This is a genomic window from Arthrobacter sp. SO3 (assembly GCF_020532825.1).
Classification (GTDB): Bacteria; Actinomycetota; Actinomycetes; order Actinomycetales; family Micrococcaceae; genus Arthrobacter.
Window position 1 is genome coordinate 1 of sequence record NZ_MQTS01000067.1, and the last position, 12,254, is coordinate 12,254.

The 12,254-nt window shown below is 69.7% G+C and carries 12 protein-coding genes; 5 read left to right on the forward strand and 7 right to left on the reverse strand.

Going from position 1 to position 12,254, the window contains the following annotated elements:
- Positions 1-184 precede the first annotated feature (184 nt).
- Positions 185-862, reverse strand: coding sequence for a Crp/Fnr family transcriptional regulator (locus BJQ90_RS07220; RefSeq protein WP_011693220.1), 678 nt, complete (start codon positions 860-862; stop codon positions 185-187).
- 204 nt (positions 863-1,066) lie between these two features.
- Between BJQ90_RS07220 and BJQ90_RS07225 the strand changes: the two genes are divergently transcribed.
- Positions 1,067-2,251 (forward strand): MarP family serine protease, encoded by a 1,185-nt coding sequence (locus tag BJQ90_RS07225; RefSeq protein ID WP_226759618.1) that lies wholly within the window; start codon positions 1,067-1,069, stop codon positions 2,249-2,251.
- Between the two features lie 40 nt (positions 2,252-2,291).
- Here the strand turns inward: BJQ90_RS07225 and BJQ90_RS07230 are convergent, their stop codons facing one another.
- Both BJQ90_RS07230 and aroQ read right to left on the reverse strand, forming a co-directional pair.
- Positions 2,292-3,359, reverse strand: a complete 1,068-nt coding sequence (locus BJQ90_RS07230; RefSeq protein WP_226759619.1) for a DUF2332 domain-containing protein — start codon at positions 3,357-3,359, stop codon at positions 2,292-2,294.
- Positions 3,360-3,361: 2 nt separating this feature from the next.
- Positions 3,362-3,835 (reverse strand): type II 3-dehydroquinate dehydratase, encoded by a 474-nt coding sequence (gene aroQ / locus BJQ90_RS07235; protein WP_226759620.1) that lies wholly within the window; start codon positions 3,833-3,835, stop codon positions 3,362-3,364.
- Between the two features lie 188 nt (positions 3,836-4,023).
- On the opposite strand from aroQ, the gene BJQ90_RS07240 reads away from it, so the two are divergent.
- A complete protein-coding gene (locus BJQ90_RS07240; protein ID WP_226759621.1) occupies positions 4,024-4,716 on the forward strand; it encodes a hypothetical protein in 693 nt (230 codons plus the stop codon).
- Between the two features lie 69 nt (positions 4,717-4,785).
- Here the strand turns inward: BJQ90_RS07240 and BJQ90_RS07245 are convergent, their stop codons facing one another.
- From BJQ90_RS07245 to acs, 3 genes are read right to left on the reverse strand one after another with little or no spacing between them, the layout of a single operon-like run.
- On the reverse strand, positions 4,786-5,238 hold the full coding sequence (locus tag BJQ90_RS07245) for an SRPBCC family protein (RefSeq protein WP_226759622.1): 453 nt from the start codon (positions 5,236-5,238) through the stop codon (positions 4,786-4,788).
- Positions 5,235-6,476: a flavin monoamine oxidase family protein gene (locus BJQ90_RS07250; RefSeq protein WP_226759623.1), complete on the reverse strand. Its 1,242-nt coding sequence runs from the start codon at positions 6,474-6,476 to the stop codon at positions 5,235-5,237. The genes BJQ90_RS07245 and BJQ90_RS07250 overlap by 4 nt, the downstream gene beginning before the upstream one ends.
- Before the next feature lie 43 nt (positions 6,477-6,519).
- Positions 6,520-8,538, reverse strand: a complete 2,019-nt coding sequence (gene acs, locus BJQ90_RS07255) for an acetate--CoA ligase (RefSeq protein ID WP_226759640.1) — start codon at positions 8,536-8,538, stop codon at positions 6,520-6,522.
- 408 nt (positions 8,539-8,946) lie between these two features.
- Here acs and BJQ90_RS07260 point away from each other — a divergent pair, with 408 nt between their 5' ends.
- From BJQ90_RS07260 to BJQ90_RS07270, 3 genes are all read left to right on the forward strand, one after another.
- Positions 8,947-10,383 carry a hypothetical protein gene (locus tag BJQ90_RS07260; protein WP_226759624.1) on the forward strand — a complete coding sequence of 479 codons (1,437 nt, stop codon included), beginning with the start codon at positions 8,947-8,949 and terminating at the stop codon, positions 10,381-10,383.
- A 153-nt stretch (positions 10,384-10,536) separates the two neighbouring features.
- Positions 10,537-11,307: an endonuclease III gene (gene nth / locus BJQ90_RS07265; RefSeq protein WP_226759641.1), complete on the forward strand. Its 771-nt coding sequence runs from the start codon at positions 10,537-10,539 to the stop codon at positions 11,305-11,307.
- Entirely contained in the window at positions 11,304-12,002 is a 699-nt protein-coding gene (locus BJQ90_RS07270) for an NUDIX hydrolase (protein ID WP_226759625.1), read from the forward strand. Before nth ends, BJQ90_RS07270 begins: the two co-directional genes overlap by 4 nt.
- Here BJQ90_RS07270 and BJQ90_RS07275 read toward each other — a convergent pair.
- A complete protein-coding gene (locus tag BJQ90_RS07275) occupies positions 11,927-12,202 on the reverse strand; it encodes a YegP family protein (protein WP_226759626.1) in 276 nt (91 codons plus the stop codon). The genes BJQ90_RS07270 and BJQ90_RS07275 overlap by 76 nt on opposite strands.
- Positions 12,203-12,254 lie beyond the last annotated feature (52 nt).

Sequence of the window (12,254 nt, forward strand, 5' to 3'; positions counted from 1 at the left end):
CCCGCAGCCCTCCCCACCCCCGCTGGACATGCCCAGCGTTGGTCCGGGCGAGTGGACATAATGGCATTGTGTCCACTCGTGGCCGCCAGGACTGGGCATGTGCCGCGGGGGGAGCGCGGAAGCTTAACCACCGAAGGCCGGCACCGTTTTCACGGGCCGGCCTTCGTGGTGCTGCCAAACAGGTCTAGCGGGAGCGCTGGCGGAGGCGCTGCATGTCGAGGATGACGACGGCGCGGGCCTCCAGGCGCAGCCAGCCGCGCTGCACGAACTCGGCGAGTGCCTTGTTGACAGTTTCGCGGGATGCCCCGACCAGCTGGGCCAGTTCTTCCTGGGTCAGTTCGTGGGCCACCAGGACACCGTCGGTCGCGGGACGGCCGAAGCGGTCCGCGAGGTCCAGCAGCGCCTTGGCCACGCGGCCGGGAACGTCGGAGAAGACCAGGTCGGAGAGGGAGTCGTTGGTGCGGCGCAGGCGGCGGGCCAGGGCCTGCAGCAGCTGCGCGGAAACCTCCGGGCGGGTGCGCAGCAGGGCGTTCAGGCTCTCGTTCTTCAGCCCGGCCAGACGCGTCTCCGAGACGGCCGTTGCCGTGGCGGTGCGCGGGCTCGGATCGAAGAGTGCCATTTCGCCGAAGAGCTCGCCCGGGCCGAGGATAGCGAGCAGTGACTCCCGGCCGTCCGGGGACGTGCGTCCGAGCTTGACCTTGCCGGAAACGATGAAGTAGAGCTGGTCGCCCTGGTCACCTTCCCGGAATACCGAGGCTCCGCGTGAGAGGTCCACCTCGGTGAGTTCGTCCGTCAGCAGACGGAACGCCTCGTCGTCGAGCGTGGCGAAAAGGGGTGCGCGGCGCAATACCTCGATATCCATGAAAACTCCTGACTAACTGTGTCGGCTGGGGCGCTTCAGCCATTGTTTCAGAATTTTGGAGCTTCTGTGACGTAGTTGGCACTGAAACGCGCCAAACGTCGTGGCAGGGCGAACTTGTGTCCTGGCTCGGGCCGCCGGCCGTGCTCGGTAAACTGTCAGCCGGCGCCGGTAGAATTGGGGTTTATCTGCCTGTAAGGAGCGCCGGTGTTCGGCTTGACCATCTTGGACCTCGTGTTGATTCTGACGCTGCTGTCCTACCTTTTCCATGGCCTGCGCAACGGCTTCCTGGTCACCGCCGGCGGCATCGCCGGGTTCGCGGCGGGCGCCGTGGCCGCGTTTGTGTCCGTCCCCGTCGTCAGCGGCCTGGTGGAGGACAGCGGATGGCGCCTCACCGCCATCATTGCCACCGCCGTGCTGCTGATGGTCCTGGGGCACGGGCTGGGCACCGCGATCGGCCGCAGGATCCGCAGCATCGTCAAGATCAAGCCGCTCCGGTCCATGGACCGCCTGGCCGGCGGAGGCGTCAACGTGGTGGTCTCCGCCCTGGTCATGTCGATGCTGGCCTTCAGCATCGGTGCCCTCGGCGTTCCTTTCGTCTCCCAGCCGTTGGCCGAGTCCAAGGTGATCCGCTTCATCGACGGGGTGACCCCCGTACCGTTGAAAACGTCGATGGCCCAGCTGCGGTCCGCCGTGATCGGCGAGGGCATTCCGACCCTGTTCGAAGGGATCGGCCAAGGCCAGCCGGTGGCCGTCCCGGATGCCAGCACCGACACCCCGGCCCTGAACAGCGCCGCGGCCTCGGTCCTGAAGATCGCCGGCACCGCCTACCAGTGCGGACAAAACCAGACCGGAACCGGTTTCGTGGTCTCTCCCGGCCGGGTCGTAACAAACGCCCACGTGGTCGCCGGCGTGTCCGAACCGGTCGTGGAGATCCCCGGCGGCGGCGCCCTGCCCGGGCGCGTGGTGTACTTCGACAGCCAGCATGACCTCGCTGTTGTGGCCGTGGACGGTCTCCGCTCCGCGCCGCTGCCCCTGGGTTCCGACCTTCCCGCCGGCAGCCCGGCCGCGTTTGCCGGCTACCCCCACGGCGGCCCGTTCCAGTCCAAACCCGCCACGGTGCAGGACATCTCGACGGTGCTGGTCCCGGACATCTACGGCAACAACCCCGCGGCGGAGGACGTGTACCGGATCGCCGGGGATGTCCAGCCGGGCAACTCGGGCGGACCGCTGCTGACCACCGACGGCCAGGTCGCGGGAGTGGTCTTCGCCAAGTCCACGGGGGAATCCTCGCTCGGCTACGCCATCACCATGACGGATCTGGGACCGGTGGCCGCCCGGGCTCCGGGCCTCGTCGATGCTGTGTCCCCGGGCCAGTGCATCCAGAAATAGCGGACACTGCGGAACCGGCCCGGCACTCCACGGCAGCCGGCTAAAGCCACTCCAGGCTCTGGCCGTGCGGGCCGGTGATCGCCGTGGGCTTCCCGTTGTGCAGCAGCAGGAATCGGCCGCGGAGCCGCGACTCGTCCATTTCGGGGACCACGCTGGAGCCATCCGCCTGGATGATCACGGTGTGCCCCTCGTTGGAGAGCCACTGGCAGCCGCGTTCGACGGCGAGCCGGGACATGGTGCTGCGGAACCGCTCCCGGTCCTCCGCATCGAGGTAGGCCATCACCGCGCTGTGGAAGACCACCAGCATGGCGTCGGCCGGCGCCTGCGCGGCCAGGGCCGGGAGCCGGTCGTTGAGGTCCCCGGCCACCAGGAGGGGCGGATCCGCCTGGGCGATAGCGATCGCCCGGCGCAGCCGTTCGCGGCGGAAGTCCTGCTCCGGCCAGATCAGCGCTTCCAGCCAGGCGACGTCGTCGGGGTTGCGGACATCGAGCGGGTTGAGGTCGATCCCCGCACGCCACACCACCCGGGGGAGTTCCGCCGGGAGCGGCACCGGGCCGGTGACGGCGCAGTCCAGCACCGGGTAACTGCCGGGAGCAGCGCCGGCCGGGGCCAGCCGGGTGACCCCGGCGCCGGCGTCGTACGCGTAGCCGTAGCGGTCCGGGAAGAGCGCGAGCCCGGCGGACGCCCCGACCTCAAGCAGCGCCAGCGGTCGCCCGCCGGCGGCAGCAATCCGCGCCAGGGACGGCAGCAAGGCGGCGCAGCGCCCGGCCTCATTGGTCTGGGTGGCCCGGGTGAGCACGATCCCCGAGACGTCCTCCCAGCGTGCGTCCAGGAACGCCCGGAAGACCGGGTAGGGGCTGATCCGTGCCCCGAGGAACCGTGCGGCCGCGAGCAGCAGCAGGGGCTGGCGCTTGGTGTACGGCCACTTGTCGATCCGCCGGATCAGCTCCGGGTCATCCGCTATGCCCACCGACCACTCCGCGTAACAAGCGGAATTGCCCGGCGCGTCGACGGTGCCGAAGTGCCGGTACCACCGGGCCGTGGCAGACTCCACCCCGCCTGGTTCCCCGGTGGCCGGTGTCCCGGAGCCGGGATCAGCGGAGGGCATGCTCAGTCGCCGCTGGCCTGCAGCCCGGCGAGATACTCGACGGCGAACCGGTAGCCCAGGATCCCTGCGCCGGCAATCACTGCCTTGCTGATGTCCGAGAGGTACGAATGGTGCCGGAACTCCTCGCGGGCATGGACATTCGTGATGTGGACCTCGACGGCGGGCAGCTGCACCGCGGAGATGGCGTCCCGGATGGCGACCGAGGTGTGGGTGTACGCGCCGGCGTTGATGACGATGCCGAGGGCCCTGCCGCGCGCGGCATGGATGGCGTCCACGAGGGCACCCTCATGGTTCGACTGGAAGCACTCGACGTCGAGACCGTGCGCCGCGCCGGTGTCGGTGGCGAGCTGTTCGACGTCGGCCAGGGTGGCGGTGCCGTATTTCTCGGGTTCGCGGGTGCCGAGCAGGTTCAGGTTGGGTCCGTTGAGGACCAGGATGGTGCCGCGGCCGGCGCCGGCGGGGATGGCTTCGCTCATGCCTGCCAATGTATCGCGTTGCGTTGCGGGCTGCCGCCCGGTCGGCGGAAACGGCGCGCAAATGACGGCCGGTGCAGCGGCCGTCCGGATCTGGCCCGCACCGGCCCGCCTGCCTAGACTGAAAGGACCATCGTGCGGAGCTCCCGCACTGGTCAGCCCGCGCGGAAAGCCCGATCTCGGAGCACATCATGCGCAACATTCATGCAGGAAAATCAATCCGCCGGGTGGCCGTGGGCATGCTCGCCGTTGCGGCGTTCCTCGTGCCGGCGCCACTGGCCAGCGCCGCCCGGGCGGACCCGGCGGGCCGGGATGACCGGCCCCGGGTGAGCAGGCTCCCCGGTGCCACCGGCGCTGAAGGCATCGCCGCGGGGGACGGCAGCACGTTTTTCGCCGGCGACCTGCTCAACGGAAACATCTTCCGGGGAGACATCGACAAAGGCAAGGCCAAACTGTTTATCACGGCGCCGGAAGGCCGGGCAGCCGTCGGCATGAAGGTCGACCGCGAAAACGACCTGCTCTTCGTCGCCGGCGGTGCCACCGGGCAGGCCTACGTTTATGACCTGGAGACGAAGAAAACCGTGAAAGTCTACGATCTGGCGCCGGCCGGTGCCAGCTTCATCAACGACGTCACCGTGACCCACGACCTCAACGGCATCGCCGCCGCCAAGGATGGCCACCGGCTGATCGTCGCCCACACGGGCCGCGGCGCCCTGTACAGAGTGGACCCGGACGACGGATCGAACATCACCAGCGGGAACTTCGACGTCCCGACGACGGCGGCGCTGTCCGGCAACACCGTTGCCCTGGTCAACGCGAAATTCGCCACCCCCGCAGCAACCAGTTTCGAGGTGGTCCTCGTCAGGGCCTGTCACGGCGGCTGAGGCCCGGACGCCCCCTGTTGTAGCCGTTGCACCCGGCGTACGCGGGCCACGGGCAGGCGGCACGGGTCCCTAACGTGCCGCGAGCCGCTCTATCCGCCGCAGCGCCAGGGCGCACACCGGAAGGTAGGCCGGCGCCCACCACGGGACGGTGAAGGTGACGAGGCAGCCGCCGGGCTGCGCAACGACCCGGTGGCCGGTGGCCGGGACCCCCGCCACGGACCAGGACCAGTAGCGTCCGGGCTCAAACGCGGTCACGGTGTAGGGCAGCGACGCACCCAGGACTGTGCGGACCTTGCCGCGGCTGCCGAGCCCAAAAACGCCGGGGGCGGGTCCGGTCCCGGTCCGGGTGGCGGGTCCGGTGGCGGGTCCCGCTCCAGCTGCGGGTCCTGCCGGGCTTCCGGCCGTGGCCGGCTCCACCCCGGTGATCGAGGGCCCCCAGGCCGGCCACTTCCCGGTATCGGTGAGCAGATCCCAGGCGTCCTCCGCGGGTGCGGCGATCCGGCGCGACACGGAGAAGGTCACCTGGACCGTCCGAGGATGGCCAGTGCGGCCCGGTGGCCGCTGACGAGGGCGCCGTTGATGGACGCCGTTTCCCGGTGATCGCCGCAGATGATCAGCCCGGACGCGCCCTCCAGCGGTTGTCCGGGCCGCAGCGGCGGCGGCTGCGAGGGCAGGGCATGCGGGATCTCATGCCTCGCCACCAGCTCCCAGCCGGCGGTGGAGGAGCGGAAGAGGTCCCCGGCGTGGCGGCGGACGTCGTCGTCAGTGGGGAGCGGCCGGCCCGGGCCCAACAGTGCGGAGGTCTGGATCAGGTGCCGCCCGGCGGGGGCGTAGCTGGGTGCAGCGTTGGAAATGACGGCGGCGTTGACCAGCGGCCCGCCCGGGTGCGCGCGGCCGTCAACGTGGAGCATGTCCACCCCGCTGGGCGCCGAGTCGGAAGCGAACCAGTGCGTCAGCACGCCCTTCATGGCCGGGGCCTCGCCGCCGGCCAGCCTGGCGGAGCTGACCGGATCGGCGGCGAGGACGACGTGGCGGGCCCGGATCCGGGAAGCCCCGGCGGTCACCAGGATCGCGTCGTTGTCCGGAGTGATCGACTCCACCCGCGTTGAGGTACGGACCGGGATGGTGAGGGATTGCGCCAGCTGACGGGGGAGTGCCTGCATGCCCTCGCGCGGCAATCCGGGCACCCCGGTCGCGAAGACCCGCACAAGCTGCAGCGCGAATTCGTTGGAGGTGCTGCCCTCGTCCTCCAGCAGGACTCCGGCGAGGAACTGGTCCAATGCGCTGCGGAGTTCGCCGGAGCATCCGGACCGGTCCAGGGCCTCCCGCAGCGGACCGTCACAGCCGGGATGCCGCCGGTGCCTTGTGAACGCCGGGGCGGCCCACCGCAGCAGCCCCGTGACAGCGCGGGGATCAAGCAGTCCGCTGCGCAGTGTCTGCAGGATCAGTCCGGGCTCCCGCACGGGGTGGGCGAGGACCGCGACGGAGTCCTGCCGGCGGACCCGGAGGCCGGCGCCGAACGCCTGCAGTGCCAGGGCCTCGACGTCGACCCAGCGGCGGACCGCCGGGTACGCGGGATTGAGCACCTGGAACCCGCGGTCCACGAGGAAGCCGTCGATCCGGTCGGTCCGAATCCGGCCTCCGACGTCGTCGGAGGCTTCCCACACCAGCACCTCGCGCCCGGCGGCCTGCAGCTCACGGGCGCACTGCAACCCGGCCAGGCCCGCGCCGACCACCAGGACGTCGCACGCGTCCGTCACCGCTGCAGCGTTCCGCCCTGGACGGACCCGACCGGGTGCGTGCTCACTTCCTCAGCGAGTTCGCGATCTGGGCCATGACGGTGTTGTCGGCCAGGGTGGTTGCGTCGCCGACTTCGCGTCCTTCCGCAACGTCCTTGAGCAGGCGGCGCATGATCTTGCCGGAGCGGGTCTTGGGCAGCTCGGGCACCACGAGGATGGTCTTGGGCTTGGCGATCGGCCCGATCTCCTTGCTGACGTGGTTCCGGAGTTCCTGCACGATCGCGTCCCCAGTGTCCACGGCGTCGCCGCGCAGGATCACGAAAGCGACGACCGACTGGCCGGTGGTCTCGTCCGCAGCGCCCACGACGGCGGCCTCGGCGACGGCGGGGTGGGACACGAGCGCGGATTCGATTTCGGCGGTGGAGAGGCGGTGGCCGGAAATGTTCATCACGTCATCGACCCGGCCGAGCAGCCAGATGTCGCCGTCCTCGTCCTTCTTGGCGCCGTCCCCGGCGAAGTACATGGTCTCGAAGCGGGACCAGTAGGTTTCCTTGAAGCGCTCCGGGTCGCCCCAGATGCCGCGCAGCATGGCCGGCCACGGTTCGCGGATCACGAGGTAGCCGCCGGAGCCGTTGGGCACCGACTCGCCGGCCTCGTCCACGACGTCCACGGCGATGCCTGGCAGCGGGACCTGGGCGGAACCGGGCTTGGTGGCCGTGACCCCGGGCAGCGGGGCGATCATCTGCGCCCCGGTTTCGGTCTGCCACCAGGTGTCCACGATCGGGGCGGGGTTTTCTTTCCGCTCACCGTTCTTGCCGGCGTTGCCGCCGATGACCTCGCGGTACCACATCCAGGCCTCGGGGTTGATGGGTTCGCCCACGGAGCCCAGGACGCGGATCGAGGAGAGGTCCGACTTCGCGGGGATCTCCTTGCCCCACTTCATGAACGTCCGGATGGCGGTGGGCGCGGTGTAGAGGATGGAAACCTTGTACTTCTCCACGATCTCCCACCAGCGGCCCTGGTGCGGGGAATCCGGGGTGCCTTCGTACATCACCTGGGTGGCGCCGTTGAGGAGCGGGGCGTACGCGACGTAGGAGTGCCCGGTGATCCAGCCGACGTCGGCCGTGCACCAGTAGACGTCCGTTTCCGGTTTCAGGTCGAAGACGGCCTTGTGGGTGTAGGCGGTCTGGGTGAGGTAGCCGCCGGTGGTGTGCAGGATGCCCTTGGGCTTGCCGGTGGTGCCGGAGGTGTAAAGGATGAAGAGCGGGTGCTCGGAGTCATGCCCGACGGCGGTGTGCTCGGCGGAGGCGGTCTCGACCGTGTCGGCCCACCAGTGGTCCCGGCCCTCGTGCCAGTCGACGTCCTGGCCGTTGCGCTTGACGACGACGACGTTCTGCACGGTGTGCCCGTCGTGGGCCAGGGCCTCGTCGACGGCCGGCTTGAGCGCGCTGGGCTTGCCGCGGCGGTAGGTGCCGTCCGCGGTGACGACCAGCTTGGCCTCGGCGTCGTCAATCCGGGAACGGAGCGCCTCCGCGGAGAAGCCGCCGAAGACCACGGAGTGGATAGCGCCGATCCGGGCGCAGGCCAGCAGCGTGATGACGGCCTCGGGAATCATCGGCAGGTACACGGCCACGCGGTCACCCTTGGCGACGCCGAGGGACTCGAAGGCGTTGGCGGCCCGCTTGACCTCGTCGGTGAGCTGGGCGTAGGTGTAGGTGCGGGTATCTCCGGGTTCGCCTTCGAAGTAGATGGCGACGCGGTCCCCGTGACCGGCCTCGACGTGGCGGTCCAGCGCGTTGTAGGCCGCGTTGACCTCGCCCCCGACAAACCACTTCGCAAACGGAGGGTTGGACCAGTCCAGGGCCTGCGTGAAGTCCTTGCTCCAGCTCAGCATTTCGCGGGCCTGTTTGGCCCAGAAGGCGGGCCGGTCGGCGTCGGCCTCGGCGTACTCTGCGGCGGTGACCACCGCGTTGGCGGCGAACTCGGGGGAAGGGGCGAACTTGCGGTTCTCCTGCGACAGGTTTTCGAAGGCATCGCGCTGGGGGGCCTGCGTCGTCGTGGAGCCGGGTGTCTGCTGGGACATGGTGAACCTCATCATTCATCGATCCGTGCTGCGCGGAGCGTCCGTTCCGCCGCAGCACCGGGCCGCTTGCGCGTCCTCGGGCAGCGGCTGGTCACGGGCGTACCGCAAAGAGCTGTTCCGAAATACACACTAACGCCTGCGCCGGCTCTGACGTGTGCCGCGTCACACAGTGAACCGTGAGCGGTGTTTGTTAAGCGCCGAATGGCAGTCGAACGGCCTGCGAAGGCGCCGGCGCGGCCCGATTCCGTGCCCCTGTGCCCGGCTTGTCAGCTAGTGATCGGCCAGCCACTTGACTAGGCTGAGATGAAGTTGTGACATCCGATGGAGGCGACGGGACCGCCCGCGGTCCCTGCTCGGCCTGCCGTTAGACGGCGCTGTCCAGAGTGCCGCCATGCTAAGGAGAACCGAATGAACGAGCAAGCAAACGGGCAGCTGAAGCCGCCCGCCCAAAGCCAGGGCAACGGCACGGCCGACCGGCCTGCCGGCTACGGGGAAGCACCCCGTTTCACGGTAGACAAGGCAGAGCGCAAGAAGGCCGGCACCAGGAACGAGGCGGTCCTCGGACCCTTCACCATCCGCGACCTCACGGTGTTCGGCTCGACGCTGATTCTCTTCGTTGCCTCGCTGATCCCGATGTTTGCCGTCCGGTACAACCTGTGGAACCTCGGAAGCCTGTTCTTCCTGGGCCTCGGGATCCTGCTACCGGTGATCGTCACCGCCCTGTTCGTGGCACGCCGGCTCAGCCCCGGAACAAAGCTCCGGATCGGCTCCCTGTCGGTGGACCAGTTCGCCTCCGTGGTGGCGTCCTTCGCTGTCGCGTTCTTCTTCCTGGCCGTCGCGGGAGCCTACATCCCCAGCATGCTGCTGGCACTCGTCGGCGCCCTCGGGCTGCTCTCCGCCACCGTGCTGGGCCGCCTGATCCCTTATTTCGCGGGTGATTTCCTCGACCGCGCCGAGGTCCCTGCCCACACCGTGGCCCGCGAGTCGGCGGTCCCCGTCCGCAAGCCCCGCGCCCCCAAGGCACCGAAAGAGGCCAAGGACGAGCATGCGCCGAAGCCCGCCGGCACCAGTGCAGTCGCCGGCTGGGCGAAGCGGATGACCTCGGGCGGACATCCTGACGCCGCCGGCGCAGGCGCAGCGGGTGCCCCCGCCGGGGTGCCTTCAGCAGCAGGCACCGCTCCGGCCGTGGGCACCGCCGGGGCCGTGGGCGCCGCTTCTGCCGCTGCAGCCGCGGGGGCCACCGCCGGCTCCGCCGCAGGCCCTGCAGTTTCGACGCCGGCCGCGGAACAGGCCGCACCTGCCCGCACCGCCGCGCCGACCCCGGTCGTCAGTTCCCCGGAAACCCGGATCACGGGCATCGTGCCGGCCGCGTCCGAGCCGGCGGCACCGTCCGCCGGCGAGCAGACCCAGGCGGCGGCCGTCGCGCCCACTGCCGGGACTGCCCCCGCCGGGAAATCCGCCGCCGCCGGGCAGGTCCCGGAGGCGCAGGTCCGGGCCGCCGCAGCGGCCGAGGAAACCCGCGCCGCGGAAGTTCCCGCGGCCTCGGGCAACGTGGCCCCCACCACCGTGAACCCGCAGGTGCGCAAGCACGAGCCGATCGGTGCCACCGTTGACCCGGCGAGCCGCCCGGAGGAGCATGAGGTCCACGTCGTCCACGAGGCATTCTGGTTCGCCGTCGCCCAGCCCCGCACCGCCGTGGACGAGCACAGCGGCGCACCGGCCTTCGTGATTGAGCCGGGGGGCTGGGTGCTCGCCCTGGAGGACCGGGGACACGAGTTCCTGGTCCAGCACACTGACGGCCGCGTGGGCCTGCTCCGCGACCTCAGCAACATCGAACGCGGTTAGCCAGCCCCGGTGGCCACCGATTCCAGCAGCCCGGCCCCCGGCAGCGCCAGGCCCGGCCTCACAAACGCGGGTCCCGCAAACCTGCGTCCCAAGAGTGCCGGCCCGAAAACTGCCGGTCCGAAAACTGCCGCGCCGCGGGCGGCGGGGGAGTCCCTGCTGGGCCTGAAACGCCGTGCCCGACGGATCAACAAGGGGCTTGCGGAACAGTATCCGTATGCGCACGCGGAACTCGATTTCCGCAGTCCCTTCGAGCTCCTGGTCGCCACGGTGCTGTCCGCGCAGACCACGGACGTGACCGTCAACCAGATCACGCCCCTGCTGTTCGCCCGCTACCCGGACGCGCGGAGCATGGCGGAGGCGGACCCGGCGGAGGTGGAGGCCATTATCAAGCCCACCGGGTTCTTCCGGGCCAAGACCCGGAACCTGATGGCGCTGTGCAACCGGCTCGTGGATGAGTACGACGGCGAGGTGCCCGGCCGGCTGGCCGATCTGGTGACGCTTCCCGGCGTCGGACGGAAAACCGCGAACGTGGTGCTCGGCAACGCGTTCGGTGTCCCCGGGATCACGGTGGACACCCATTTCGGCCGGCTCGCCCGCCGCTTTGGCTGGACGGAGTCCGATGACCCGGTCCGGATCGAGGCCGACGTCGCGGAACTGTTCGAACCCCGGGACTGGACGATGCTCTCGCACCGGGTGGTGTTCCACGGCCGGCGCGTGTGCCATTCCCGCAAGCCGGCCTGCGGCGCCTGTGCCGTGGCGAACTGGTGTCCGAGCTACGGGATGGGTGAGACGGACCCGGAGAAGGCGAAGAAACTGTTGAAGTACGAACTGGCACCGGGGCAGGAGGAGCTGCTGTCGAAGCTCCTCGCGGAGACACACCGGGCCGCGGAAATCCGGATGGAATCCCAGAGGAAGCGGCTGTGACGGCCCGCCAGGACCTCATTGATCTGGTGGCCGCGGTGGAGGCCGGAACGGCACCGTCCCCCGACCCGCGCTGGCGCGAACTCGTCGTCGAACCCGGCGAACGGATCCGCCGGGCGGCCGTGCTGATGCTTTTCGGCTCTCTCGATGACGTCCCGGCGACCTCGGTCAAACTCCTGGCGCCGGCCGGTCTGGACGTCCTGCTGCTGCAGCGCGCCCAGACCCTGGATGACCATCCCGGTCAGGTCGCGTTCCCCGGCGGCGGCATCGACCCGGGCGAATCCGTTATTGGCGCCGCCCTGCGCGAAGCGGAAGAGGAGACGGGACTGGACCCGGCCGGCGTCGAGGTCCTCGGGGTGATGCCGGAACTGGCCCTTCCCCGCGGGAACTTCCTGGTGACGCCGGTGCTGGGCTGGTGGGCGTCGCAGTCACCCGTGCGGGTGGTGGACTACGGCGAGTCCGCCCAGGTCTTCCGCGTCCCGGTCCGGGATCTGCTGGACCCGGACAACCGCGTGATGGCCACCGTGACCCGGGCGGGGCAAACTTTCCGGAGCCCCGCCTTTACCGTCAATGACGTCGTGGTCTGGGGCTTTACCGGGATGATCCTCAACCAGCTCTTCGATCAGCTGGGGTGGGCGGTCCCGTGGGACCGCACGAGCCTGCTGGACGTCGATGCCTGGAGCCGGCTCGACGGCTGAGGCGGGAAATCCGGAACCCTCCGGGACTTGTCGACGATCAGCCCGGTCGCCGCGTTCTCCCGCACGGCGGTGATGCCCGCGGCTGCGCCCTTGATCGTGTTAAACAGTGGTGAAACGGCGACCACCGTGCCGTCGGGTGCCGTGAGCTTGAAGAAGTACTTCTTCCCGCCGGCCTCGGCGATCTCAAAAATGCCAGCCAATATGCTGCCTTCCCAGAAAACTATGCGTCGTTGCATGGCCGGGATTGTCGGA

What these genes read in the sequence shown, in the direction of transcription:
- BJQ90_RS07240 (WP_226759621.1), top strand. Translation starts at nt 4,024, where the DNA reads ATGCGCAACATTCATGCAGGAAAATCAATCCGCCGGGTGGCCGTGGGC.
- acs (WP_226759640.1), bottom strand. Translation starts at nt 8,538, where the DNA reads ATGTCCCAGCAGACACCCGGCTCCACGACGACGCAGGCCCCCCAGCGC.
- aroQ (WP_226759620.1), bottom strand. Translation starts at nt 3,835, where the DNA reads ATGAGCGAAGCCATCCCCGCCGGCGCCGGCCGCGGCACCATCCTGGTC.
- BJQ90_RS07260 (WP_226759624.1), top strand. Translation starts at nt 8,947, where the DNA reads ATGAACGAGCAAGCAAACGGGCAGCTGAAGCCGCCCGCCCAAAGCCAG.
- BJQ90_RS07230 (WP_226759619.1), bottom strand. Translation starts at nt 3,359, where the DNA reads ATGCCCTCCGCTGATCCCGGCTCCGGGACACCGGCCACCGGGGAACCA.
- BJQ90_RS07220 (WP_011693220.1), bottom strand. Translation starts at nt 862, where the DNA reads ATGGATATCGAGGTATTGCGCCGCGCACCCCTTTTCGCCACGCTCGAC.